The organism is Bradyrhizobium sp. SZCCHNR2028, from assembly GCF_032380995.1.
Taxonomy (GTDB): Bacteria; Pseudomonadota; Alphaproteobacteria; order Rhizobiales; family Xanthobacteraceae; genus Bradyrhizobium.
On record NZ_JAUHJF010000006.1, the window covers coordinates 275,343 to 296,605 of the forward strand.

Below are 21,263 nucleotides of genomic sequence, written 5' to 3' on the forward strand. Positions count from 1 at the left end.
GTGCGACTTCGCTTAGGGCGAAGTTCGGTTTTATCGATTCGCTGGGACCCACCGGATAGATGCCAGCCATCATAAGAATGATCGCGTTGCCACGACGACGCAACGGGATTTGACCGCCGGCTTGCGAATTGAATTGGCATTTTACGTTGTGCAGCGCGAACGATGCTGGGCTGATGGCGCCGGGCACGCTAGGAAGAGGTGCAGCCAACGCGACAGCGAAAGGAGATTTCAGCCCATGAGACCATCCGCACGTATGACGCTGTGCCTGGCTGCGGCCATGCTGCCGAGCCTGTCGGCCGTTCCCCCTGCCGCGGCAGGGCAGACGCTGAGCGTCGCCGACGCGCCTTTCACAGCGACGTCATCCAACGTCACGCCGCTTGCCTTCGGCATGGATGTCGGTGAGACATCGCGCGTGCTGGAGCAGCCGTTGATCTATCTGAACGGCACGCCCGGCAACGAGACCTTTCTGGCACTGCGTAATCTCGGCGGCAGCGGACTGGTCTCGCACCATCACCGCCTCTACCTGAAGTTCCGCAGGGGACGGCTGACCGGCTGGAAAGAGGACTACGGCACCAACTGGATGTGGCGCTGACACGCGCCTGACGACCGCAAAGAGGACAGAACGTGGGACAAGACATCAAGCTGACGGCATCTGATGGCTTCCAGCTCGGCGCCTACCGCGCCGATCCGACCGGAACTGCAAAGCGCGCGCTGGTCGTCATCCAGGAGATCTTCGGTGTCAACCATCACATCCGCAACGTCTGCGACCGCCTCGCCGCCGAGGGTTACGTTGCGATCGCGCCGGCGATCTTCGACCGCGTCGAGCCCGGCTTCACCTCAGGCTATTCGCCCGACGAGATCGCGGTCGCGCGCAAGTTCGTCGCCAATCCGGATTGGGCGGCCTTTTTGCGCGACACCCAGGCCGCAATCGACGTCGTGAAGAATGTCGGGCCGGTCGGCATCATCGGCTTCTGCCTCGGCGGCAGCATCGCCTATGCGGCTGCGACCAAGCTGTCGGGCCTCCGCGCCGCCGTCGGCTATTATGGCGGCGCTGTCGCGCGGTTCGCCGACGACAAGCCGACGGTGCCGACTCAGCTACATTTCGGCGAGAAGGACGCGGGCATTCCCTTGAGCGACGTCGAGACCATCAAGGCCAAGCGGCCGGACGTCGAGATTTTCATCTACCCCGGCGCCCAGCACGGCTTTGGCTGCGACGAGCGCGCCAGCTACGACCAGCCGAGCGCTGACCTCGCCTGGACGCGCAGCCTGGCGTTCTTTGCCCAGCACCTGCGCTGATCACCGCACCACCGTCATTGCGAGGAGCGAAGCGACGAAGCAATCCAGAGCGTCGCGTGCGACTCTGGAGTGCTTCGCCTCGCTCGCAACGATGAAAGAAGAGGGGGGCGCATCGTTCTGCGCCACGCGTCATCGCGAGCGTGCAGCGATTCCTATGGAGGTCAGAACCAGCGCTCGCCGACCTGGATGGTGTCGCCCGGCTTGAGCGAGGTGCCGAGCGGCACCTCATAGCGCGCGGCGCCGGATGCATCGGTGTGGGTCAGGGTGACGACGTCGCGCCGCGCCCGAGGCGAGAAGCCGCCGGCGATCGCGATCGCGCTCTCCACCGTCATGTTGGGCACGTAGGGGTATTGGCCGGGCGCCTGCACCTCGCCGAGGATGAAGAACGGGCGATAGGCTTCGATCTCGACCGCCACCGAGGGCTCGCGGATGTAGCCGTTGCGCAGCTTGGCGGTGATCTCGGCGGCGAGGCCGGCGGTGGTGCGGCCGCGCGCCGGCACGCTGCCGATCAGCGGCATCGTGATCGATCCGGACGCATCAATCGCATAGGTGTTGGTCAGGCCCTCCTGGCCGTAGACGACGACGCGCAGCTTGTCGCCGGCATCGAGATGATAGACGGAGTCGCGGCGCGCCGGCGCATAGCCGGCGGGAACGACATAGGCGTCTGCGCGGGTGGCGGCAGCGAACGAGTTGCGCAACGTAGGAATCGCTCCACCCTGCCCGGTGGCGGCAACCGGGCCGGTGGAAGGCGTTCCATAGGCCATCGCGTCGAGATCGCTCTGCGGCTGGACGGCAGCGACGGGGGAGATCGTCTGCATGCAGCCCGACAACAGGATCGCGGACAGGACGGTAATGACCGGAACAAACAACGCGCGCACTCGAACAATCCTTGAATGAGGATGTGCGCTAGTCATGCGCGGTTAAGGTTAACAAACCGTTGGCGCGCAGTCCCCCGTCGCAAGCGGCCACGGTGAAAGCGGCCCGAAAAAAATCCCCCTCCCACGGCGTGGGAGAGGGATCCGATGGTCACCGTGATCCGGCGCGCTCAGCCCGGCCTATGCGCTCACGCCGACACCGATCGGGCACGCGACGCCAGTGCCGCCGAGGCCGCAATATCCGGCCGGATTCTTGGCCAGGTACTGCTGATGATAATCCTCGGCGAAATAGAACGGCCCCGCCGGGACGATCTCGGTCGTAATCGCTCCGAGCCCCTTGGCGCGCAGCGCCGATTCGTAGGCCGCCTTCGACGCCTCGGCCGCCTCGCGCTGCGCATCGCTGAACGTGTAGATCGCTGAGCGATATTGCGTGCCGACGTCGTTGCCCTGACGCATGCCCTGGGTCGGGTCGTGGCTCTCCCAGAACGTCTTCAAGAGGCGCTCGTAGGACATGATCTTGGGATCGAACACCACCAGCACGACCTCCGTATGCGCCGTCTGCCCCGAGCACACCTCCTCGTAGGTCGGGTTCGGCGTATGGCCTCCGGCATAGCCGACGGCGGTGACGTGGATGCCGTCACCGAGCTGCCAGAACTTGCGCTCCGCGCCCCAGAAACAGCCGAGCCCGAACACGGCCTGCTCGAGGCCGTCCGGATAGGGCGGCAACAGGCGGCGACCGTTGACGAAATGCGTCGCGGCGGTCGGGATCGGCAGAGCGCGGCCGGGCAGCGCCTCGGCGGCAGACGGCATGGCAGGGGCTTTGCGCATGAAGAACATGGGATGTCTCCGCTCATGGCCAGCGCCCGCGGGACGGCCCACGGCGCGATGACCTCTTGTCAGGGGAATATATAGGGCTCTACGGGACGAGCAGTAGCGCCGTTACGCCGCGCCAGCGGTTCCCGCGTCGCGCTCCGAGCGGAATCCAGTACTGCTGCCGGCGCGGCGAGACGAACCGCCGCGCTCAGTCGCGTCCATAGCCGATCAGCGGCTTGCGCGGCCGGAACAGCAGCATCAGCAGGATTCCGAGCAGGCCAAGCACCGCAAACACCGGCTGGTCCAAAAACACCTTGACGATCCACTCCCACAAGAACGGGGCCTTGGCCTCGATCCAGGCCTTGAAGGCGGCTTGGCTCGCCTGGTGGACGTCGTTCCAGAGCTGGCCGAACCGGGTGAACTGCAGGGTCTGGTCGGCCACCCAGCGCGCGCCGTCATAGACCAGGAAGATGAAGCTTCCGGCCAGCAGCAACAGCCCCACCAGACGGAAAAAACCGCGGATCATGCCTCACCTGCCCTCTCTCGCACGCCCTCTCGGGCAGCAAGGCCATAGCGGGGGCCCCGCAGAAATTCAACCTCGTCAGGGGCTTAGAACCGGGTTTTGGCCGATTCCAGCCGCGGCGGGGCGCTCCGAGACCGTTGACGCTCGCCAGGGCTGCCCCTATAAGGTCGCCAATGGCGGTGGGCGCAATCCCGCCGCCGCTGTTCTTTGAGCAGCGCCGATCCGCCGAGCAACTGCTCCGGTCATGGCATTCTCAGAGAGGCGTCCGAACAACCCACCGCGTCGATGGGGCCGCGTCAAGCGGGCCGCGCGCGTACCCGCAAGAGCGGCGACTGCTCGCCGCCGAAGGATATTTGAGAGCATGGCCAACACGACTTCCGCGAAGAAAGCGACGCGCAAGATTGCCCGCCGCACCATCATCAACAAGTCGCGCCGCACCCAGATGCGCGGCGCGGTTCGCTCCGTCGAGGACGCGATCAAGAAGGGCGATCGCGACGCCGCGCTGAAGGCGATGGCCAATGCCGAGCCGCAGCTGATGCGCGCCGCGCAGCGCAACATCATTCACAAGAACAACGCGAGCCGCAAAGTGTCGCGCCTCACGCATCAGATCGCCAAGCTCGCGAAGTGACGCGATCGCGCGGCTGACGAACTATCAAGATGCAAACAGCCCGGCTCGCGCCGGGCTTTTCTTTTGTGCCATTTTCAATTGCGCGTTCCGCTGTCGCGCATCCCTCCATCGCTCGCCGCGCCTTCTCCATTTGATGGTCACATCTTGATGGTGATATCGCATCGCGAATACGATCTTCGCGCGTGGTGGAACCCGCGCGATATCGTGCGCGCCTGACACAGGTTCCGTCGGAACTACGTGAAGTTCCGTATTTTTACGCAGTGACAATATTGTCTCATCTGAAACAGCTGCGAATCTGCGCGCCGCGCTTGCGCATCGCTGTCAAGAGCGCGCGATGCGCCGCTCACTTTGCGCACCGCGCATCGCGGGAGTTACCCGCTTCGAGCAATCGCGAAAAACATCGTTTCGAAAATGACTTAAGTGCATAGCGCGACCAAGTGATTGGAAAAGCGGGTGAGGCCGGTCGAAACATAAAAAAATTATGAAGAAATTTTGGGCAGACGATGTTGTTTGTCACATCAGAGATTCCTCGCGATGATTCAAAACGTTGCTTTCTTAACGCGCAACACCGCGTCGCAACCGCCGCGAAGACTCGTAACGCGTGCTCCGATCTTATGGATTGCGAGTCCCGACGCATCGTGTATTTCTTTAATCACTCGCGGCGCCCACGATCTTGAGACCAGCGCGGTTTTAGAAACGGGGCGGACGTGCAAATCGGCGGCGGTGTGCGCGTTGGCGACGCTTTCCAAAGCGATGGCCGGATCTGTACCCATAGCAATATGGGGAACGACTGAACTTTGTCGAAATTTCTCGGGCGCAGCATCATCGTTGCGCCGCTTTGAACAAGAGAGATACGACATCGGTCGACCCGGCTGAAGCTCGTGGCGGCTTCGCTCACCGAGTGGACAAGTTGGACGGGATGTACGGCGGTGCGGCTGAATCTTGGGGTTCAGGCGCGGCGGCATTGGGATGACAACTTGCCGTGAGCAATCACGGCAGGGCGGGGAGGTTGCATGTTTTACGGACACATTGCGGGCACACACCATAGGCTGGTTCCGGATAACGCACCCTTGGCGGTCAACACTGAAGTGATCGACATCTCCAGCCCGGCCATTGCCAGCACGGCGATCGGCCCTCCGGCGTCCATCGCGCATCTGAGTATGCGCTGACCTCGCGGAGAAGCTTCTTCCACCAGCATTGATGGCCCGACGGCGTCCGCGCCGAACGGCGAGCCATGTCTGGAGTTGAGCCTCCGCTCGAGGTCTCGCTGCGGCACACGTGTCCTTTCACGGGACGTCTGCCCGGCGATCACACGACACCACCACTCAATTCGAAAAGTTGCGACTGCCATGACAAATTCGGAACAGGATCGCTGGTCTCGCGTGAAGGGGCGGCTGCGCTCGACCGTCGGCGAGGACGTCTATACGAGCTGGTTTGCCCGCATGGACCTCGAGGCCGTTCAGAACGAAAGCGTCCATCTGTCGGTGCCGACGCGTTTCCTGAAGAGCTGGATCCAGGCGCATTATGCCGAGCGCGTGCTGTCGTGCTGGCAGGCCGAGATGCCGGAGGTGCACCGCATCGATCTGTCCGTTCGCACCGCAATGCGCTGCGCGACGCCGGTCAAGGAAGCCCCCGTCGCCGTCGAAGCCCGCCGGGCCGAGCGTAACGACAACCGGCTGGCGACGAGCGCCGACACGCGAACTGCGTCGGCTGCGGCTTCGCTCGCCACGAGCCATGACGCGCTCGGCGGCTCGCCGCTCGATCCGCGGCTGACCTTCGCGAGCTTCGTCGTCGGCCGCGCCAACACGCTGGCCCATGCCGCAGCGCGCCAGGTCGCGGACGGCCGCCGCGGCGACCCCGTGATGTTCAACCCACTCTACATTCATGCCGGCGTCGGGCTGGGCAAGACGCATCTGCTGCAGGCCGTCACCTGGGCCGGCAATGCCGGCGGCGAGCGCAAGGTGCTGTACCTCACCGCCGAGAAATTCATGTACGGCTTCGTCGCGGCGCTGAAATCGCAGACCGCGCTGGCCTTCAAGGAAGCGCTGCGCGGCATCGACGTGCTCGTGATCGACGACCTGCAGTTCCTGCAGGGCAAATCGACCCAGGCCGAGTTCTGCCATACGCTGAACGCGCTGATCGATGCGGGACGACAGGTCGTCATCGCAGCCGATCGGCCGCCGTCAGACCTCGAAAGCCTCGATGATCGCGTCCGCTCGCGGCTTGCCGGCGGCCTCGTCGTGGAGATGGGCTCGCTCGGCGAGGATCTGCGCCTCGGCATTCTCAAATCGCGCGTCGCCGCGGCCCGCGCGCATCATGCGAGCTTCGACGTGCCGGAGCCGGTGCTCGACTATCTCGCCCGCTCCATCACCCATAACGGCCGCGATCTCGAAGGCGCGATCAACCGCCTGCTGGCGCATTCCAAGCTCAACAACCAGCCGGTCACGCTCGACATGGCCGAGCGCGAGGTGCGCGACCTGGTGCGGCCGCAGGAACCGAAGCGCATCAAGATCGAGGACATCCAGCGCGTCGTGGCGCGGCAGTACAACGTCAGCCGCTCCGACCTGTTGTCGTCGCGCCGCACCGCCAACGTGGTGCGGCCGCGCCAGGTCGCGATGTACCTCGCCAAGACGCTGACCCTGCGCTCGCTGCCCGAGATCGGCCGCCGCTTCGGCGGACGCGATCACACCACCGTGCTGCATGCGGTGCGCAAGATCGAAGCGCTGGTCGGCAAGGACATCGCGCTGAACGACGAGGTCGAGTCGCTCAAGCGCCAGTTGCAGGACTAGACGGCACGCACGGCCAGGGGAGCGGACAGAAGGTTCGCCCCCAGCCGGGCCGTTGTCCCGGCCCTTCGACGCTGTCCTCGGACGTCGTTCTCGGACCCGGCCTGCGGATCGCGGAAGCACCTGCCGAAACGTGGGAAATCGGCCCGCCATCCCTTGCGCTCGGGCCTCATCCGCGCCACTTTACGCCTCCCCCTCACGCTCCTGGACGCTGGCCAAGCGCCGTTCGGGCGCGAGGTGCCATCGGCCGCGGCGCTGCTCAGCCCGCCGGCATTCCAGGACAAGCTCAGTTGGAACGGGCGGGTATAGTGCAATGAAGGTGACCGTCGAACGCGCACAGCTCCTGAAGTCGCTGGGCCACGTCCATCGTGTGGTCGAGCGGCGCAACACCATCCCGATCCTGGGTAACGTGCTGGTCCGCGCCGAGAATGCCCGGCTGTCGCTGCGCGCGACCGATCTCGATCTCGAAGTGACGGAAACCCTGGCCGCCGAGACCGCCACCGCGGGCTCAACCACCGTTCCGGCGCACATGTTCTACGACATCGTCCGCAAGCTGCCGGACGGCTCGCAGATCGTGCTGGAGAGCGACGGCGAGCGCGCAGTGCTCGCGATCCGCGCCGGCCGCTCCAAGTTCACCTTGCAGACCCTGCCGGAGAGCGACTTCCCGGATCTCGCCGCGGGCGAAATGACGCATGCGTTCGGGGTTCCCGCCAAGGACGTCAAGAGCCTGATCGACCGCACGCAGTTCGCGATCTCCACCGAGGAGACGCGCTATTACCTGAACGGCATCTATCTGCACGCCGGCGGCACCGCCAAGCAGCCGACCCTGCGCGCGGTTGCAACCGACGGCCACCGCCTCGCCCAGGTCGACCTGCCCCAGCCTGCCGGCGCCGCCGAGATGCCGGGCGTGATCGTGCCGCGCAAGACCGTCGGCGAAGTGCAGCGGCTGATCGAGGACAATGACAGCGAGATCAGGATCGAGCTGTCGCAAGGCAAGATCCGCTTCACGCTGGGACAGGTGGTGCTGACCTCGAAGCTGATCGACGGCACCTTCCCGGATTACGGCCGCGTCATTCCGCAGAACAACGACAAGGAGCTTGTCGTCGACAAGGCCGATTTCGCCGCCGCCGTCGACCGCGTCTCCACCATTTCCTCCGAGCGCGGCCGCGCCGTGAAGCTCGCCCTCTCCCCCGGCAAGCTGGTGCTCTCCGTCACCAACCCGGATTCCGGCAGCGCCACCGAGGAGCTCGAGGTCGAGTACGCCTCGGACGCGCTCGATATCGGCTTCAACTCGCGCTATCTGCTCGACATCGCCGCGCAGATCGAGGGCGAGGTCGCCGTGCTCCGCCTCGCCGATCCGGGCTCGCCGACGCTGATCCAGGACCGCGACAACCGCAACGCGCTGTATGTGCTGATGCCGATGCGGGTGTGAGGCGAGACTGCTGCGAGATCGAGTTTAACCCGTCATGGCCGGGCTTGACCCGGCCATCCATCCTTACAAATGGCCTACTGGGTTTACACTCTCGCGAGCAAGCCGGGCGGCACGCTGTATGTCGGCGTGACCAATGATCTCGTCCGGCGCGTCTATGAGCACCGCGAAGGTCTCGCCGAGAACTTTACGCGCCGCTATGGCATCAAGCGCCTCGTCTACTTCGAGACGCATGAAACAATCGCGGCGGCGCTGCAGCGTGAGAAGAATATCAAGCACTGGTCGCGTGAATGGAAGATCGACCTGATCGTCGCGAGCAATCCTGACTGGCGCGATCTATATGATGAAATAGTCCGCTGACGCGGACGATGGATTGCCGGGTCAAGCCCGGCAATGACGAATCAAGGTCCCAGCTCCTCCCGATGACCCCCTCCCGCATCAACCGCCTCGCGCTGACGCATTTTCGCAGCTATCGCGCTGCCAGCGTCAGCGTGCAGGCGGACATGGTCGCGCTGGTCGGGGCCAACGGCGCCGGCAAGACCAATTTCCTGGAGGCGATCTCGTTCTTCGCGCCGGGCCGCGGCCTGCGCCGTGCCACCCTGGAGGACGTCGCCGACAACCAGGGCGACGGGTCGTGGGCGGTCTCGGCGGAGGTCGAGGGCGCGCTGGGGCTGACGACCTTCGGCACCGGCATCGAGCCGCCGCGCAGCGATGCGAACACCACGCGCCGCTGCCGCATCGACCGCGAGCCGGTCGGCTCGGCGGCCGCCTTCGGCGACCACATCCGCATGGTGTGGCTGACGCCTTCGATGGACGGCCTGTTCATGGGCGCGGCATCGGAGCGACGGCGCTTCTTCGACCGCCTGGTGCTGGCGATCGACAGCGCGCATTCGAGCCGGGTGTCGGCGCTGGAGCGCTCGTTGCGCTCGCGCAACCGGCTGCTCGAGGTTCGCAATTTCGACGACCATTGGTGTGACGCCATCGAGCGCGAGACTGCGGAGCTCGCGGTCGCCGTCGCTGCCAGCCGCGGCCAGACCGCGGTGAAGCTCGCTGCGATGCTGCGTCAGCGCGGTGCTGCCTCCGCGTTCCCGTCCGCCGAGATTGCGCTCGACGGCTGGATGGAGAATGCGCTGCTGACCGAACCCGCGCTCGCGGTGGAGGACCGCTATCGCGCTGTCCTGCGCGACAATCGCGCGCGCGATGCCGCCGCCGGCCGCACGCTCGACGGCCCGCATCTCACCGATCTCCATGTCGTCTATGCGCCGAAGAACATGCCGGCGCGCGACGCGTCGACCGGCGAGCAGAAGGCGCTGCTGATCGGTCTCATCCTTGCGCATGCGACGCTCGTGGCCGAGACCACCGGCATCGTGCCGATGCTGCTGCTCGACGAGATCGTCGCCCATCTCGATCCCGGCCGCCGCACCGCTTTGTTCGCCGAGCTGGGCACGCTCGGTGCCCAGGTATGGCTGACCGGCGCCGATCCCGCGGCGTTCGCCGAACTACGCGAGCTCGGCGAGATCTTCGACGTCGAGGCGGGGCGGATCAGCGCGCGGCGGTAACTCGCTCCGCCGCTGAACCTGTCAGTTCGCCGGTTCAAGGAGCTGTCGTTGGACGGCAGGCACCTGCCGGCGCCCAAGCGCTCGGCGACGAGCCCCACATCCCTGCCGAGAGCCAGAGCGATGCCCGTGCTCGGCAAGGTCGGCGACTGAAGATCGCCCGGCGGCCCGCCGTGAGCGACACGCTGGAGCTCGCCGCCGGCGTGCCTCGGGCCTGATGGTTGGCCCGGGTGGCACCGCCCTGCCGCTACCGCTCTACTGAGGAGGCGCCTGCCGCGTCACGCGTGACTCGTGCCTTGAATCGCACGCGAAAGCGCCCCGCTGCACGCCTCAAAACCAGCCGCGAGAAGGGCCAGAATCCGGCTTTCGGAGGGGACGAAAACGACCCTCGCCAGGCCTTGAAAAACCGTTAAAAAGCGCTATCTCTTCAATGTCTTACGACGGGCCACTTTGCGCTAGGCGCGTGGCTTCTTTCGTGAGAGAAAGAGCGCTCTCGGCATGCGATCTGCAATGCCGATTCGACCACCCCTTCCGAAGGCCCCACATGACCGAACCCGCCCGGCAAACCATCGCCGACAACGAGCCTGCAACCGCGAACGAATACGGCGCAGAATCGATCCGGGTGTTGAAGGGCCTGGATGCCGTGCGCAAGCGCCCGGGCATGTATATCGGCGATACCGATGACGGCTCCGGCCTGCATCACATGGTCTACGAGGTCGTCGACAACGCGATCGACGAGGCGCTGGCCGGTCACGCCACTGCGGTCGAGGTGGTGCTCAATCCGGACAATTCGGTCACCGTACGCGACGACGGCCGCGGCATTCCGGTCGACATCCACAAGGGCGAAGGCGTGTCCGCCGCCGAGGTCATCATGACCCAGCTGCATGCCGGCGGAAAGTTCGACCAGAACTCCTACAAGGTGTCCGGCGGTCTGCACGGCGTCGGCGTCTCCGTGGTCAACGCGCTGTCGAGCAAGCTGCAGCTGCGGGTCTGGCGCGACAACAAGGAGCATCTCATCGAGTTCGCCCATGGCGACGCGATTGCGCCGCTGAAGGTGGTTGGCGAGGCCAAGGGCAAGCGCGGCACCGAGGTGACGTTCCTCGCCTCGACGGAGACGTTCAAGAACGTCGAATACGACTACGCCACGCTCGAGCATCGCCTGCGCGAGCTCGCCTTCCTGAATTCCGGCGTCAACATCGTGCTCTCCGACATGCGCCACGCGGTCGAGAAGCGCGAAGAGATGCGCTACGACGGCGGCGTGGAGGAGTTCGTCAAATATCTCGACCGCAACAAGAAGGCGATCGTCCCGGCACCGATCATGGTGCGCTCGGAGGTCAACGGCATCACCGTGGAAGCGGCGCTGTGGTGGAACGACAGCTATCATGAGAACGTGCTGTGCTTCACCAACAACATTCCGCAGCGTGACGGCGGCACGCATCTCGCCGGTTTTCGCGGCGCGCTGACGCGCCAGGTCAACGGCTACGCCGAGGCCAATGCGAAGAAGGAGAAGATCGCGCTGACCGGCGACGACTGTCGCGAGGGTCTCACCGCCGTTCTTTCCGTGAAGGTGCCGGATCCGAAATTCTCGTCGCAGACCAAGGACAAGCTGGTGTCCTCGGAGGTGCGGCCCGTGGTCGAGAACGTGTTGAACGAGGCGCTCGCCGCCTGGTTCGAGGAGCATCCGGGCGAGGCCAAGACGATCGTCGGCAAGGTGATCCAGGCCGCGGCGGCACGCGAGGCCGCGCGCAAGGCGCGCGAGCTGACCCGCAAGAGCCCGCTCAGCGTCTCCTCGCTGCCCGGCAAGCTCGCCGACTGCCAGGAGAAGGATCCGGCCAAGTCCGAGCTCTTCATCGTCGAGGGTGACTCGGCCGGCGGCAGCGCCAAGCAGGGCCGCAACCGCGAGTTCCAGGCGGTGCTGCCGCTGCGCGGCAAGATCCTCAATGTCGAGCGCGTGCGCCCCGACAAGATGCTGTCGAGCGAGCAGATCGGCACCCTGATCACCGCGCTCGGCACCGGCATCAGCGACGAGTTCTCGATCGACAAGCTGCGCTATCACAAGATCATCGTGATGACGGACGCCGACGTCGACGGCGCCCACATCCGCACGCTGCTGCTGACCTTCTTCTACCGGCAGATGCGCGAGATCATCGATCGCGGCCACCTCTACATCGCCCAGCCGCCGCTCTACAAAGTGACGCGCGGCAAGTCCGAGCAGTACCTGAAGGACGAGCGTGCGCTCGAGGACTATTTGATCGGCACCGGCCTCGACGATTGCGTGTTCAAGACCGCGGAAGGCGAGGAGCGCAAGGGCCGCGACCTCCTGGCGCTGGTCGAGGAAGCGCGTCTCGTCCGCAACATCCTGCGCAACCTGCACACGCGCTACGACCGCAAGGTCGTCGAGCAGGCCGCGATCGCCGGCGTCCTGCGCCCCGACATCACCCGCGATATCCCGACGGCGGACGCCGCGGCCGCCTACATCGCAAAACGGCTCGACGTGCTGGCCGACGAGGTCGAGCGCGGCTGGATCGGCCACTTCGTCGAGGGCCAGGGCTTCACCTTCGAGCGCACCGTGCGGGGCGTCAAGGACGTCGCAGTCATCGACGACGCATTGCTCGCGTCCGTCGATGCCCGCAAGCTGGACGAATATGCGGCCCGCCTGCAGGAGGCCTATGCGAAGCCCGGCGCCTTGCGCCGTGGCGACGTCCAGACCGTGATCCATGGCCCGGTCGATTTGTTCGAGGCGGTCACCGATGCCGGCCGCAAGGGCATCAACATGCAGCGTTACAAGGGCCTCGGCGAGATGAACCCGCAACAGCTCTGGGAGACCACGCTCGACACCGACGCGCGCACCCTGCTGCAGGTGAAGGTCAAGGAGGTCGACGAGGCCGACGACATCTTCACCAAGCTGATGGGCGACGTGGTCGAGCCGCGCCGCGAGTTCATCCAGGACAACTCGCTTTCGGCGAACGTGGACGTGTAGTCGCGACGTCCAGCCCGAGGATACCGCGCACTGGCGCGATAGACGACCAGGCGTACCCTGAGTCTGCGGAGCAGTGGCCTGCCCGTCCCTTCCGTGTTAATTCCGTTGAAGATCGATGTTCCGCTTTCGCCGGTCCCCGGGCGAATCACCATCTCAGAACGGACTTTTCGCGCATGGCGCCCATTCAATACATCGTCGAGGGGGGTCACCGGCTCAAGGGCGCGATCGAGCCGTCCGGCAACAAGAACGCCGCCCTGCCGATCATCGCCGCCGCGCTGCTGACCGAGCATCCGGTCACGCTCGACAACGTGCCGCGCATCCGCGACACCGAGACGCTGGTCGAGCTGGTGCGCTCGGTCGGCGCCTCCGCCGAATGGCGCGGCCGGAACAGGCTCACGATCCATGCCAAGGAGATCCGCGCCGCGGACCTCGATCCGGACCTCTGTGCGCGCATCCGCGCGTCGATCCTGCTGGCAGGGCCCCTGCTCGCCCGCTGCGGCGAAGTGGCGCTGCCGCCGCCAGGCGGCGACGTCATCGGCCGGCGCCGCCTCGACACCCATTTCCTCGCCTTCGAGCAGCTCGGCGCCACCGTCACCGCGACCGACAAGATCGAGCTGCGCGCCTCCGGCCTGAAGGGCGCCGACGTCTTCCTAGACGAGCCCAGTGTCACCGCGACCGAGAACGCGTTGGTGGCCGCGGTGGCCGCCCACGGCACGACTTACTTGCGCAACGCCGCCTCCGAGCCGCACGTGCAGGACCTTGCGCATTTCCTGGTGGCGCTCGGGGCCAATATCGAGGGCATCGGCACCAACACGATGGTGATTCATGGCGCCAGCACGCTCGGCCAGGCGAGCTACTCGATCCAGCCCGATCACATCGAGGTCGGCTCGCTGATCGGCCTTGCCGCCGTGACGCGCTCTCCCTTACGCATCGTGCGCGCCGGCACCGAGCATCTACGCTCGATCCGCATGGGTTTCGAGCGGCTCGGCATCGTCTGCGAGGTTGCCGGCGACGATCTCATCGTGCCCTCGGAGCAGACGCTGCGGATCAAGGACGATTTCGGCGGCCACGTACCGAAGCTGGAGGACCAGCCCTGGCCGGCCTTTCCCGCCGACCTGATGTCGATCGCACTCGTCACCGCCACGCAATGCGAGGGCGTGATCCTGATGTTCGAGAAGATGTTCGAGTCGCGGATGTTCTTCGTCGACAAGCTGATCTCGATGGGCGCGCGCATCGTGCTGTGCGACCCGCACCGCGCCATCGTCGCCGGCCCGAGCCGCCTGCGCGGCGCCCGCGTCGTCTCCCCCGACATCCGCGCCGGCATGGCCATGCTGCTGGCCGCGCTGTGCGCCGAGGGGACCTCGTATATCGACAATGCCGACCAGATCGAGCGCGGCTACGAGCGCATCGACGAGCGGCTGAACGCGCTCGGCGCCAAGATCACGCGCGTGCCGGAACGCGGGCGGTAGCGCCATTCACGCAGCATTTCTCCGACGTCGTTGCGAGCGAGGCGCGAAGCGAAGCAATGACGAATGACCGGCCGTAGCGCTATGCCATTCGCGCGCTGGCTTCGCGAACATGAGCGTGCGATGATGCTCCGCATCGCGCACAGCGCGGGCACAACCGTGACATGTGAGGCTCACTGCACATGGCCATCAGCGAGATCACTCCCAACATCGACCGTACCAGATGGCTCGCGGGCGCGGAGTTCGCCGATGCCTTTCGCATCACGATTGACGAGCCGGACATCGATGCCCGCACGGCGGCCGAGCGCATGCTCGGCCACGCGCCCTGGTGGATGGCGGCGCTCCTGAAGCTCCGCAACCTGCTGGTCAGGCCCTTCGGTCTGAAGACCTCGGGCGCGGACCCAGACAACCCACGTCCTCTGATCGGGATGTTTCCGGTCGTCGACGAAACGCCGGCACGGCTCGTGCTCGGCTTCGACGACAAGCATCTGGACTTTCGCGTCCTGGTCGACGTCTCCTCTCATCGCGCAACGTCGCAGGTGACAGCGACCACTTTGGTGCAGACCCACAACGTTCTCGGCCGCGTCTATCTCACCGTCATCAAGCCGTTTCACCGCCTCGTCGTGAAAGCGATGCTCCGGCAGGTCGCAACGGCCGCCTGATTCCGCGCAAGCGTTTCACTCACTTCCCGCCGCCATTGCGAGGGCACAGCGAAGCAATCCGGAGCTCCGCGGAGGCAATCTGACTGGCCTCGCTGCGCTCGCAATGACGGTGAACACATCGAACTGCGGAGCTATCAGCCAAGCCGCGATTTCACTATTCACGCCTTTCCGAATTTTACGCTTGCTTTTATTCCGAAAGTCAGAAATACTGCGGCCATCCCGTCCTCATGAGAGGGGCGCTTCGCGATCGTCACGGACGTTGAGGGTGGGATGCGATGGATGCGGCGGCTCACAGCGCGCACTTGAGGTTTCCTCGAGGCTGGCGCGTGGACGAAGGAGCGGCCGTGTACGGCGAAATCGTATGGTCCTGGCCTCCCGATGCTGAGGTCAAGCCGGCGGGCGATCCGCAAGGTGACGGGGGCAAACAAGCTCGGTCCCCGGGGAGAGTACGTATAAGCCGTTCCAACCATGGCGCAGGGAAGGCCGGATGTGCGGCCCACCTGTGGTGACTGCCGCCTGCTACTTCTTTTGCAGGCGGGCCATGGGTGTGGTCAAGCACCCGGCCTTCCCTGCCCCTCTTCCTGTTCGAGGGGAGCAAATCGAGCATCACCCGGGCATGCCGTGCCGCGGGAACGTGTGTGGCCGTCCGATCCGATCTGGTTCGGCACGAGAGCAGTCCGCGATGGCCGACGTCGCGAACCCAAGCTCTAACGATGATGTTGCCGCGTCGCTCGCATCTCGCACCGCCCATGACGACGACGGCGTGATGTGCACGATACTGCGGGGACTGCTATAGCCTCGATCATGACCTCCACAGCCGGAACCGACCACGCGCCGCCGCCGGCGGCGCCGACACCTTCTCTCGCGCTCGAACTCTGGGAGACGGTCCGCCTCGCCGCGCCGATGGCGCTGACGCAGCTGTCGCAGATCGCGATGATGTCGACTGATCTCGCCTTCATCGGCCGTCTCGGCGGCGATGCCGTTGCAGCGGCCGCGTTAGCGGGCACCGTCTACTTCGTCGGCTCGACCTTCGGCATGGGTCTGATGTCCGCGGTGGCGCCGCTCGCCGCGCAGGCGTTCGGCGCGGCCGATGCCGGGCTGGTCCGGCGCGCGCTGCGCGTCGGGCTGTGGGCCGGGCTGTTCATCGCGTTGCCGATCATGCTGATCGCGCTGAACGGCGAGGTCATCCTGCTCGCACTCGGACAGGCGCCGGGCGTGGCGCATCTCGCGCAGGACTATCTGGCCGGCCTCGCCTGGGGCATTGCGCCGATGCTGTGGTTCCTGGCGCTGCGCAGCTTCATGGGCGCCGTCAACCGCCCCGAGCCGGTGCTTTGGATCACCTTGGCCGCGATCCCGCTCAACGCGCTGCTGGTCTATCCGCTGCTCTATGGCCACTGGGGTTTTCCGCAGCTCGGCCTGACCGGCGTCGGCCTCGCCACCTCGACCGTCAACCTGGGAACGTTTCTTGCCGGTCTGTGGTTCGCCGCGTTGCGCCCGCCGTTCCGCGACTATCATGTCCTGGCCCGGCTCGGGCGCATCGACTGGCGGCTGATGCGGCAGCTCCTGATCATCGGCGCTCCGATCTCGCTGTCGTTCCTGCTCGAATATGGCTTGTTCTCGGCGGCGGCGATCCTGATGGGACTGATCAGCACGGCCGCTCTCGCCGCGCATCAGATTGCACTGCAGATCACGGCGATCCTGTTCATGGTGCCGTTCGGCATCAGCATGGCCGCGACCGTGCGCGTCGGCCATGCGGCCGGCCGCAACGATGCGCACGGTGTGCGCCGCGCCGGCCTGATGGCGATGCTGCTCGGCCTCGTCCTTGCCATGCTGTTCACGCTCGGCATCATCCTTGCGCGGTTCGAGATCGTGCAGCTGTTTCTTGGCGCCGGCCTCGCCGATGCCGCGGCGACTGCGGCACTCGCCGCCACGCTGCTCCTGGTCGGCACGACCTTCTTCATCACCGATGCGCTGCAAACCATCGCGGTCGGCGCGCTGCGCGGCATCAAGGACACGCGCGTGCCGCTGCTGCTCGCCGTGCTCGGCTATTGGCTGATCGGCTTTCCCGCATCCTACGTGCTTGGCCTGCACACCAAGCTCGGCGCGATTGGAATCTGGATCGGGCTGTCGATCGGCACCGCCATCTATGCGGCCCTACTGGTGCTGCGCTTCCTGCGGTTGTCGCGATGAGGAGATCAGGCCCCCGCTGTATCCGGCGTCTCGTCGCGCTCCGGTCGATGCGGCTTCCCGGTCGACGCGCCCGCCCATTCGGCGACGACGCGCTCGAGGTCGATCAGGTTCTGACGCATCTGCTCCAGCGAGAAGCCGAGCGCGAAGAAGCGCTCGGCGGCGTCACCCGGCAGGCCCCGCGTGAGACCGTCGCTGCGGACGGCGGCGACCTCTTCCGCATAGGCCTTCACCGCGACGTGGATCGGCCAGATCGCCGGCGGGCCGGAGCCGTTGCGGATGGCCGCGGCACAGCCGCGCAGATAGCTCGCGATGGCATCGCTGACGCGCGACACCGGTCCCGACAAGCGCGCCTGCAGCTCGGATGGCAGCGGCACCACGCTGGCACGGCCGATCATCACGACGTCGTGGCGCAGGCGCAGGATCGTCCGCAGCAGCGGGCCGGTATCGGCGCCGGAGGACAGCCGCGCCGAGCGCTCGCGCTCGGCCTCGGCGCCGGTCGCGTTCAACTCGGTCAGGGCGGTGCCGATGCCGTCCTGAATCCGATGCAGCGCGTCGTTGTCGCGGCCGCGCGACAGGCCGGCCAGCAGCTCGGTGAAGGCGGCTGCAATCAGTTCGAGCAGACGCCCCGCCGCGGCACGCATCTGCACATGCGCGCGCGACGGCAACACGATGAACGATACGGCGAGGCCGGTCAGCGCGCCGACCGCGACCTCGAACACGCGGTCGATCGCCGAGCCGAGCGGATCGAGATGGCCCATCGTCGGCACCAGCAGCACGATGACCGCCGTCACGGTGGCGGCGTTGAGGCTGGGATTGATCGCGGCGACGAAAGCGAGCGGCGTCACCGCCAGGATCAGCATGCCGAGCAGTTGCAGCTCGCCCGAATGCGGGATGAAGACCGTGATGGCGCCGCCATAGATGGCACCGCCGATGGTACCGAACATGTAGTCGCGCGTTGCCTTCAGCGAGCGCCCCACGCTGCCTTGCGTCACGATCAACGACGTCAGCACCGCCCACAGCGGCAGCTTCAATTGAAAAGCCGTGGCGATGGCGAAGGCAAGCGTCGCCGCCACCGTGCCGCGAACCGCCAGCGACATCGGCGCCTTGCGGGCGCGCAACCGGCCGAACAGCCGCTTCAAGGACATCATCAGTCGCTCACCTCGAACAGCACCAGCGCGATCCCGGCATGGCAGCTCCCCACCCGGCCGAACCGGCTTGAAAGGCGGAATCGGCTTGCCTACGGTCATTGCAACGATGCGAGGAAACACGATGGCCCAGGAAACCGCAACGCTCGCCGCCTATGTCGCGGAGCTGAAATATGACGATATCCCGCCTGAGGTGCTCGACCGCGCCAAGGTGCTGACGCTCGACTTCCTCGGCAGCGCCATCCGGGCCCGGCGCGAGGCGGAATCGACGCCGTCCATCGTCAAGATGCTGGCGGCGCTGAAGCTCGATGCGGCGGGCGAGGCGACCGTATTCGGCGACAACAGAACCTGGACGCCGGCGGTGGCGGCGCTGCTCAACGGAACGATGGGCCATTCGCTCGATTTCGACGACACCCACGCCGATTCCTCGCTGCATCCGAGCGCGCCGGTGGTGCCGGCCGCGTTCGCCGTCGGCGAGATGGTCGGCGCGTCCGGCTGCGAGGTGCTGACCGCCATCGTCGCCGGCTACGAGGTGTGCTGCCGGCTCGGCAACGCGCTCGATCCGACCTCGCATTATGCCCGCGGCTTCCACCCGACGGCGACCGCCGGCACCTATGGCGCGGCCGCCGCTGCCGGCAAGCTGTTCGGCCTGTCGGAGCAGCAGTTGATCTACGCCTTCGGCGTGTCCGGCAGCCAGGCCGCGGGCTCGCTGCAGTTTCTCGTCAACGGCGCCTGGAACAAGCGCTATCAGGTCGGCGCGTCGGCGATGAACGGCGTGATCGCGGCGACGCTCGCCAAGAACGACTTCGTCGGCGCGATCGAATCCGTCGAGGGCAAGCACGGCCTCCTCGTCGGCTATACTGACACGCCGCATCACGAGAAGGCCGTGGCGGGACTCGGCACCACCTATGAGACGATGAAGATCGGCGTGAAGCCGTATCCGAGCTGCCGCTATACCCATGCAGCGATCGACGCCATCATCGCGCTGCGCCGCGAGCACAATCTGACGCCGGACCAGGTCAAGCGCATCGAGATCGGCCTGCATCGCAACGGCATCACGCTGACGGGCGATGCCGCGACCAAACGTCATCCGACCTCGATCGTCGGCGGCCAGTTCTCGATGTTCTTCACCGGCGCGCTGGCGCTCGACCAGGGCCGCTTCGGCTGGGACGACTACGTCAGGCTGGGTGACACCGCGATCAATGCGCTCGCCGACAAGTTCGATGTCGTGCAGGACGACAGGCTGGAGGTCGGCCGCAGCCATCCGTTCGGCGCGCGCGTCACCATCACCACGGAAGACGGCGTGCACGAGCGGCTGCACGACGATCCCTCGGGCGAGCCGACCTCGTTCCCCTCGGCGCAGGCGATGAGCGACAAGTTTCTGACGCTCGCCCGGCCGGTGCTGAGCAACCGCGCGCAGAGCTTCGCCGATGCGATCCTGTCGCTGGAGCGGTTCGACCGTGTCGCGCAGGCCGCCGAGCTGGGGAGAGCGTAGCGCATGCGTCATTCCCCATGGGTCGCCGCGATCACGTCGCTCACGAGCTGCGCCACGCCGTCGGCCTCCGGCGGCCAGTTCACGGTGCGCCCGAAGCGCGCAATGACGAGACGCTCCGACGGGACGACGATGACATATTGGCCGAGCGTGCCCTTGGCGAAGAACGCGTCGCGCGGCCAGCCATGGGAGCTGCGGTAGTTGGCGCCAAAGCTGTCGCCACTGTTGGTCCAGAAGCCGGCGCCGAGGCCGACGAACGCGCCGGGTGTCGGCGCGCTGACATACGCGACCCAGCCGGCGGGCAGGATGCGGCGGCCAGCCACGACGCCGTCGTCGAGATACAGCTGGCCGAGTCGCGCCCAGTCGCGCGCCGAGGCCAGCATCTGGCTCGATCCCTCCGGTGTGCCGGCGGCATCGAATTCGAGGGTGACGCTGGTCATGCCGAGCGGATCGAACAGCTCGCGATGCGCAAAACGCAGCACATCCGCAGCGCTGCCGCCGACGGCGTCGCGGATGAGATGAGAGAGGATGACGGTGTTGCCGTCGTGATAATTGCTGACCGCGCCCGGCGTGGTTTCGAGCGGCATGGTTTCGGCGAAGGCGGCGCGGTCCGTTTCGACGAATTTCATGCGGTTGACCGGCTCGAGCGCCGAGAACAGCGAGGCCTGCAGCGAGCTGCCGAGCGCGAGGCCTGCGGTGTGGCGCAAGAGGTGATCGACGGTGATGGCGTGGCGCGGATCTTTGTCGTCGCGCCACGCCGCGATGGGCGCGGGCGCATGCAGCGCGAGCTTGCCCTGGCGGACGAGAATGCCGATCAAGGTCGCGGTCATCGACTTGGTCGCGGAGAAGCCGAGCAGCGGCGTGTCGACCGCAAAGCCCGGCGCGTAGCGTTCGGCGATGACCTTGCCGTCCTTCATCACCACGACGGCATGTGCGCGCCGGAACGGCGGCACCTCCGGCTCGGCGAAGGCGCGATCGAGCGCCGCGGCGAGGGCTGGGGTGACCGGAGTTACGGCACGTTGCGGGGCGATGTCGGGCAGCAAGGCTGGCTGCGGAGCAGCGGGCCGGATTGTCGGCCAACCCTGCGCCTCGCCATGATCCATATGGCAGCCGAGCCCGTCGCGAAACACCGCGTGGCTCCGGCCGAGCCCGAGCAGGGTCACGGTGACATCCTTGGCCGCGCGATCGATGCGGATGTCCATCGCCCAGCTCAGCAGGCCGGCGCCCGGCATCGCGGCCCGTGTCTCGGAGAGCGTGCGATCCGGGTCGAGACCGGAGACGAAGGTCTCCGAGCACAGCACGCTGGCGATGAAGCCTGTCGCCACCTGGGGCACGTCGCGCGCCCGGGCGGCGCCCAAAGCGAGGGCGGTCAGGGCGACGGTCGAAACGAGGACGGGCAGCAGGCGGCGGCGGGTCATGGAA

Annotated in this window: 18 protein-coding genes; 12 read left to right on the forward strand and 6 right to left on the reverse strand. The window is 66.3% G+C overall.

Going from position 1 to position 21,263, the window contains the following annotated elements:
- Positions 1 to 235: 235 nt before the first annotated feature.
- Together QX121_RS13265 and QX121_RS13270 are read left to right on the forward strand one after the other, a co-directional pair.
- Positions 236 to 592 (forward strand): hypothetical protein, encoded by a 357-nt coding sequence (locus tag QX121_RS13265; RefSeq protein WP_315812147.1) that lies wholly within the window; start codon positions 236 to 238, stop codon positions 590 to 592.
- Positions 593 to 624: 32 nt separating this feature from the next.
- On the forward strand, positions 625 to 1,296 hold the full coding sequence (locus QX121_RS13270; RefSeq protein ID WP_315812148.1) for a dienelactone hydrolase family protein: 672 nt from the start codon (positions 625 to 627) through the stop codon (positions 1,294 to 1,296).
- Positions 1,297 to 1,457: 161 nt separating this feature from the next.
- Here QX121_RS13270 and QX121_RS13275 read toward each other — a convergent pair whose 3' ends face one another.
- The 3 genes from QX121_RS13275 to QX121_RS13285 all read right to left on the reverse strand — a co-directional run bounded on the left by QX121_RS13275 (position 1,458) and on the right by QX121_RS13285 (position 3,510).
- Positions 1,458 to 2,174 (reverse strand): polysaccharide biosynthesis/export family protein, encoded by a 717-nt coding sequence (locus tag QX121_RS13275; RefSeq protein ID WP_315812149.1) that lies wholly within the window; start codon positions 2,172 to 2,174, stop codon positions 1,458 to 1,460.
- A gap of 177 nt (positions 2,175 to 2,351) precedes the next feature.
- The gene (msrA, locus tag QX121_RS13280; RefSeq protein WP_315735512.1) at positions 2,352 to 3,008 is read right to left on the reverse strand and encodes a peptide-methionine (S)-S-oxide reductase MsrA; all 657 of its coding nucleotides are present in this window, start codon (positions 3,006 to 3,008) and stop codon (positions 2,352 to 2,354) included.
- Positions 3,009 to 3,192: 184 nt separating this feature from the next.
- Positions 3,193 to 3,510, reverse strand: a complete 318-nt coding sequence (locus QX121_RS13285; protein ID WP_315715027.1) for a hypothetical protein — start codon at positions 3,508 to 3,510, stop codon at positions 3,193 to 3,195.
- Positions 3,511 to 3,868: 358 nt separating this feature from the next.
- On the opposite strand from QX121_RS13285, the gene rpsT reads away from it, so the two are divergent.
- A complete protein-coding gene (gene rpsT, locus QX121_RS13290; protein WP_315715026.1) occupies positions 3,869 to 4,135 on the forward strand; it encodes a 30S ribosomal protein S20 in 267 nt (88 codons plus the stop codon).
- A gap of 539 nt (positions 4,136 to 4,674) precedes the next feature.
- Here rpsT and QX121_RS13295 read toward each other — a convergent pair.
- Complete coding sequence (locus tag QX121_RS13295) at positions 4,675 to 4,995, reverse strand: hypothetical protein (RefSeq protein ID WP_315758097.1); 321 nt, start codon at positions 4,993 to 4,995, stop codon at positions 4,675 to 4,677.
- A gap of 489 nt (positions 4,996 to 5,484) precedes the next feature.
- Between QX121_RS13295 and dnaA the strand changes: the two genes are divergently transcribed.
- The 8 genes from dnaA to QX121_RS13335 all read left to right on the forward strand — a co-directional run bounded on the left by dnaA (position 5,485) and on the right by QX121_RS13335 (position 17,204).
- The gene (gene dnaA, locus QX121_RS13300) at positions 5,485 to 6,924 is read left to right on the forward strand and encodes a chromosomal replication initiator protein DnaA (RefSeq protein ID WP_315812150.1); all 1,440 of its coding nucleotides are present in this window, start codon (positions 5,485 to 5,487) and stop codon (positions 6,922 to 6,924) included.
- Positions 6,925 to 7,234: 310 nt separating this feature from the next.
- Complete coding sequence (gene dnaN / locus QX121_RS13305) at positions 7,235 to 8,353, forward strand: DNA polymerase III subunit beta (protein ID WP_315797205.1); 1,119 nt, start codon at positions 7,235 to 7,237, stop codon at positions 8,351 to 8,353.
- 69 nt (positions 8,354 to 8,422) lie between these two features.
- On the forward strand, positions 8,423 to 8,710 hold the full coding sequence (locus QX121_RS13310; RefSeq protein WP_315812151.1) for a GIY-YIG nuclease family protein: 288 nt from the start codon (positions 8,423 to 8,425) through the stop codon (positions 8,708 to 8,710).
- Positions 8,711 to 8,772: 62 nt separating this feature from the next.
- On the forward strand, positions 8,773 to 9,909 hold the full coding sequence (gene recF, locus QX121_RS13315; protein ID WP_315812152.1) for a DNA replication/repair protein RecF: 1,137 nt from the start codon (positions 8,773 to 8,775) through the stop codon (positions 9,907 to 9,909).
- A 541-nt stretch (positions 9,910 to 10,450) separates the two neighbouring features.
- Positions 10,451 to 12,886, forward strand: a complete 2,436-nt coding sequence (gyrB, locus tag QX121_RS13320) for a DNA topoisomerase (ATP-hydrolyzing) subunit B (RefSeq protein WP_315735528.1) — start codon at positions 10,451 to 10,453, stop codon at positions 12,884 to 12,886.
- A gap of 173 nt (positions 12,887 to 13,059) precedes the next feature.
- Complete coding sequence (murA, locus tag QX121_RS13325) at positions 13,060 to 14,355, forward strand: UDP-N-acetylglucosamine 1-carboxyvinyltransferase (RefSeq protein WP_315715017.1); 1,296 nt, start codon at positions 13,060 to 13,062, stop codon at positions 14,353 to 14,355.
- A 179-nt stretch (positions 14,356 to 14,534) separates the two neighbouring features.
- On the forward strand, positions 14,535 to 15,014 hold the full coding sequence (locus QX121_RS13330) for a DUF2867 domain-containing protein (protein ID WP_315775790.1): 480 nt from the start codon (positions 14,535 to 14,537) through the stop codon (positions 15,012 to 15,014).
- Between the two features lie 804 nt (positions 15,015 to 15,818).
- Positions 15,819 to 17,204, forward strand: coding sequence for an MATE family efflux transporter (locus tag QX121_RS13335; protein WP_315773303.1), 1,386 nt, complete (start codon positions 15,819 to 15,821; stop codon positions 17,202 to 17,204).
- A gap of 5 nt (positions 17,205 to 17,209) precedes the next feature.
- On the opposite strand, the gene QX121_RS13340 is transcribed toward QX121_RS13335, so the two are convergent.
- A complete protein-coding gene (locus tag QX121_RS13340; protein ID WP_315812153.1) occupies positions 17,210 to 18,352 on the reverse strand; it encodes an FUSC family protein in 1,143 nt (380 codons plus the stop codon).
- A 121-nt stretch (positions 18,353 to 18,473) separates the two neighbouring features.
- Between QX121_RS13340 and QX121_RS13345 the strand changes: the two genes are divergently transcribed.
- Positions 18,474 to 19,844: an MmgE/PrpD family protein gene (locus QX121_RS13345; protein ID WP_315812154.1), complete on the forward strand. Its 1,371-nt coding sequence runs from the start codon at positions 18,474 to 18,476 to the stop codon at positions 19,842 to 19,844.
- Between the two features lie 8 nt (positions 19,845 to 19,852).
- Here QX121_RS13345 and QX121_RS13350 read toward each other — a convergent pair whose 3' ends face one another.
- The gene (locus tag QX121_RS13350) at positions 19,853 to 21,259 is read right to left on the reverse strand and encodes a serine hydrolase (protein WP_315812155.1); all 1,407 of its coding nucleotides are present in this window, start codon (positions 21,257 to 21,259) and stop codon (positions 19,853 to 19,855) included.
- Between the last annotated feature and the right edge of the window lie 4 nt (positions 21,260 to 21,263).

Coding starts and splice junctions, on each gene's coding strand:
- msrA (WP_315735512.1), bottom strand. CDS start 3,008: ATGTTCTTCATGCGCAAAGCCCCTGCCATGCCGTCTGCCGCCGAGGCG.
- QX121_RS13265 (WP_315812147.1), top strand. CDS start 236: ATGAGACCATCCGCACGTATGACGCTGTGCCTGGCTGCGGCCATGCTG.
- QX121_RS13335 (WP_315773303.1), top strand. CDS start 15,819: ATGACCTCCACAGCCGGAACCGACCACGCGCCGCCGCCGGCGGCGCCG.
- rpsT (WP_315715026.1), top strand. CDS start 3,869: ATGGCCAACACGACTTCCGCGAAGAAAGCGACGCGCAAGATTGCCCGC.
- gyrB (WP_315735528.1), top strand. CDS start 10,451: ATGACCGAACCCGCCCGGCAAACCATCGCCGACAACGAGCCTGCAACC.
- QX121_RS13295 (WP_315758097.1), bottom strand. CDS start 4,995: ATGTCGTATCTCTCTTGTTCAAAGCGGCGCAACGATGATGCTGCGCCC.
- QX121_RS13285 (WP_315715027.1), bottom strand. CDS start 3,510: ATGATCCGCGGTTTTTTCCGTCTGGTGGGGCTGTTGCTGCTGGCCGGA.
- recF (WP_315812152.1), top strand. CDS start 8,773: ATGACCCCCTCCCGCATCAACCGCCTCGCGCTGACGCATTTTCGCAGC.
- QX121_RS13310 (WP_315812151.1), top strand. CDS start 8,423: ATGGCCTACTGGGTTTACACTCTCGCGAGCAAGCCGGGCGGCACGCTG.
- murA (WP_315715017.1), top strand. CDS start 13,060: ATGGCGCCCATTCAATACATCGTCGAGGGGGGTCACCGGCTCAAGGGC.
- QX121_RS13330 (WP_315775790.1), top strand. CDS start 14,535: ATGGCCATCAGCGAGATCACTCCCAACATCGACCGTACCAGATGGCTC.
- dnaA (WP_315812150.1), top strand. CDS start 5,485: ATGACAAATTCGGAACAGGATCGCTGGTCTCGCGTGAAGGGGCGGCTG.
- QX121_RS13340 (WP_315812153.1), bottom strand. CDS start 18,352: ATGATGTCCTTGAAGCGGCTGTTCGGCCGGTTGCGCGCCCGCAAGGCG.
- QX121_RS13345 (WP_315812154.1), top strand. CDS start 18,474: ATGGCCCAGGAAACCGCAACGCTCGCCGCCTATGTCGCGGAGCTGAAA.
- dnaN (WP_315797205.1), top strand. CDS start 7,235: ATGAAGGTGACCGTCGAACGCGCACAGCTCCTGAAGTCGCTGGGCCAC.
- QX121_RS13350 (WP_315812155.1), bottom strand. CDS start 21,259: ATGACCCGCCGCCGCCTGCTGCCCGTCCTCGTTTCGACCGTCGCCCTG.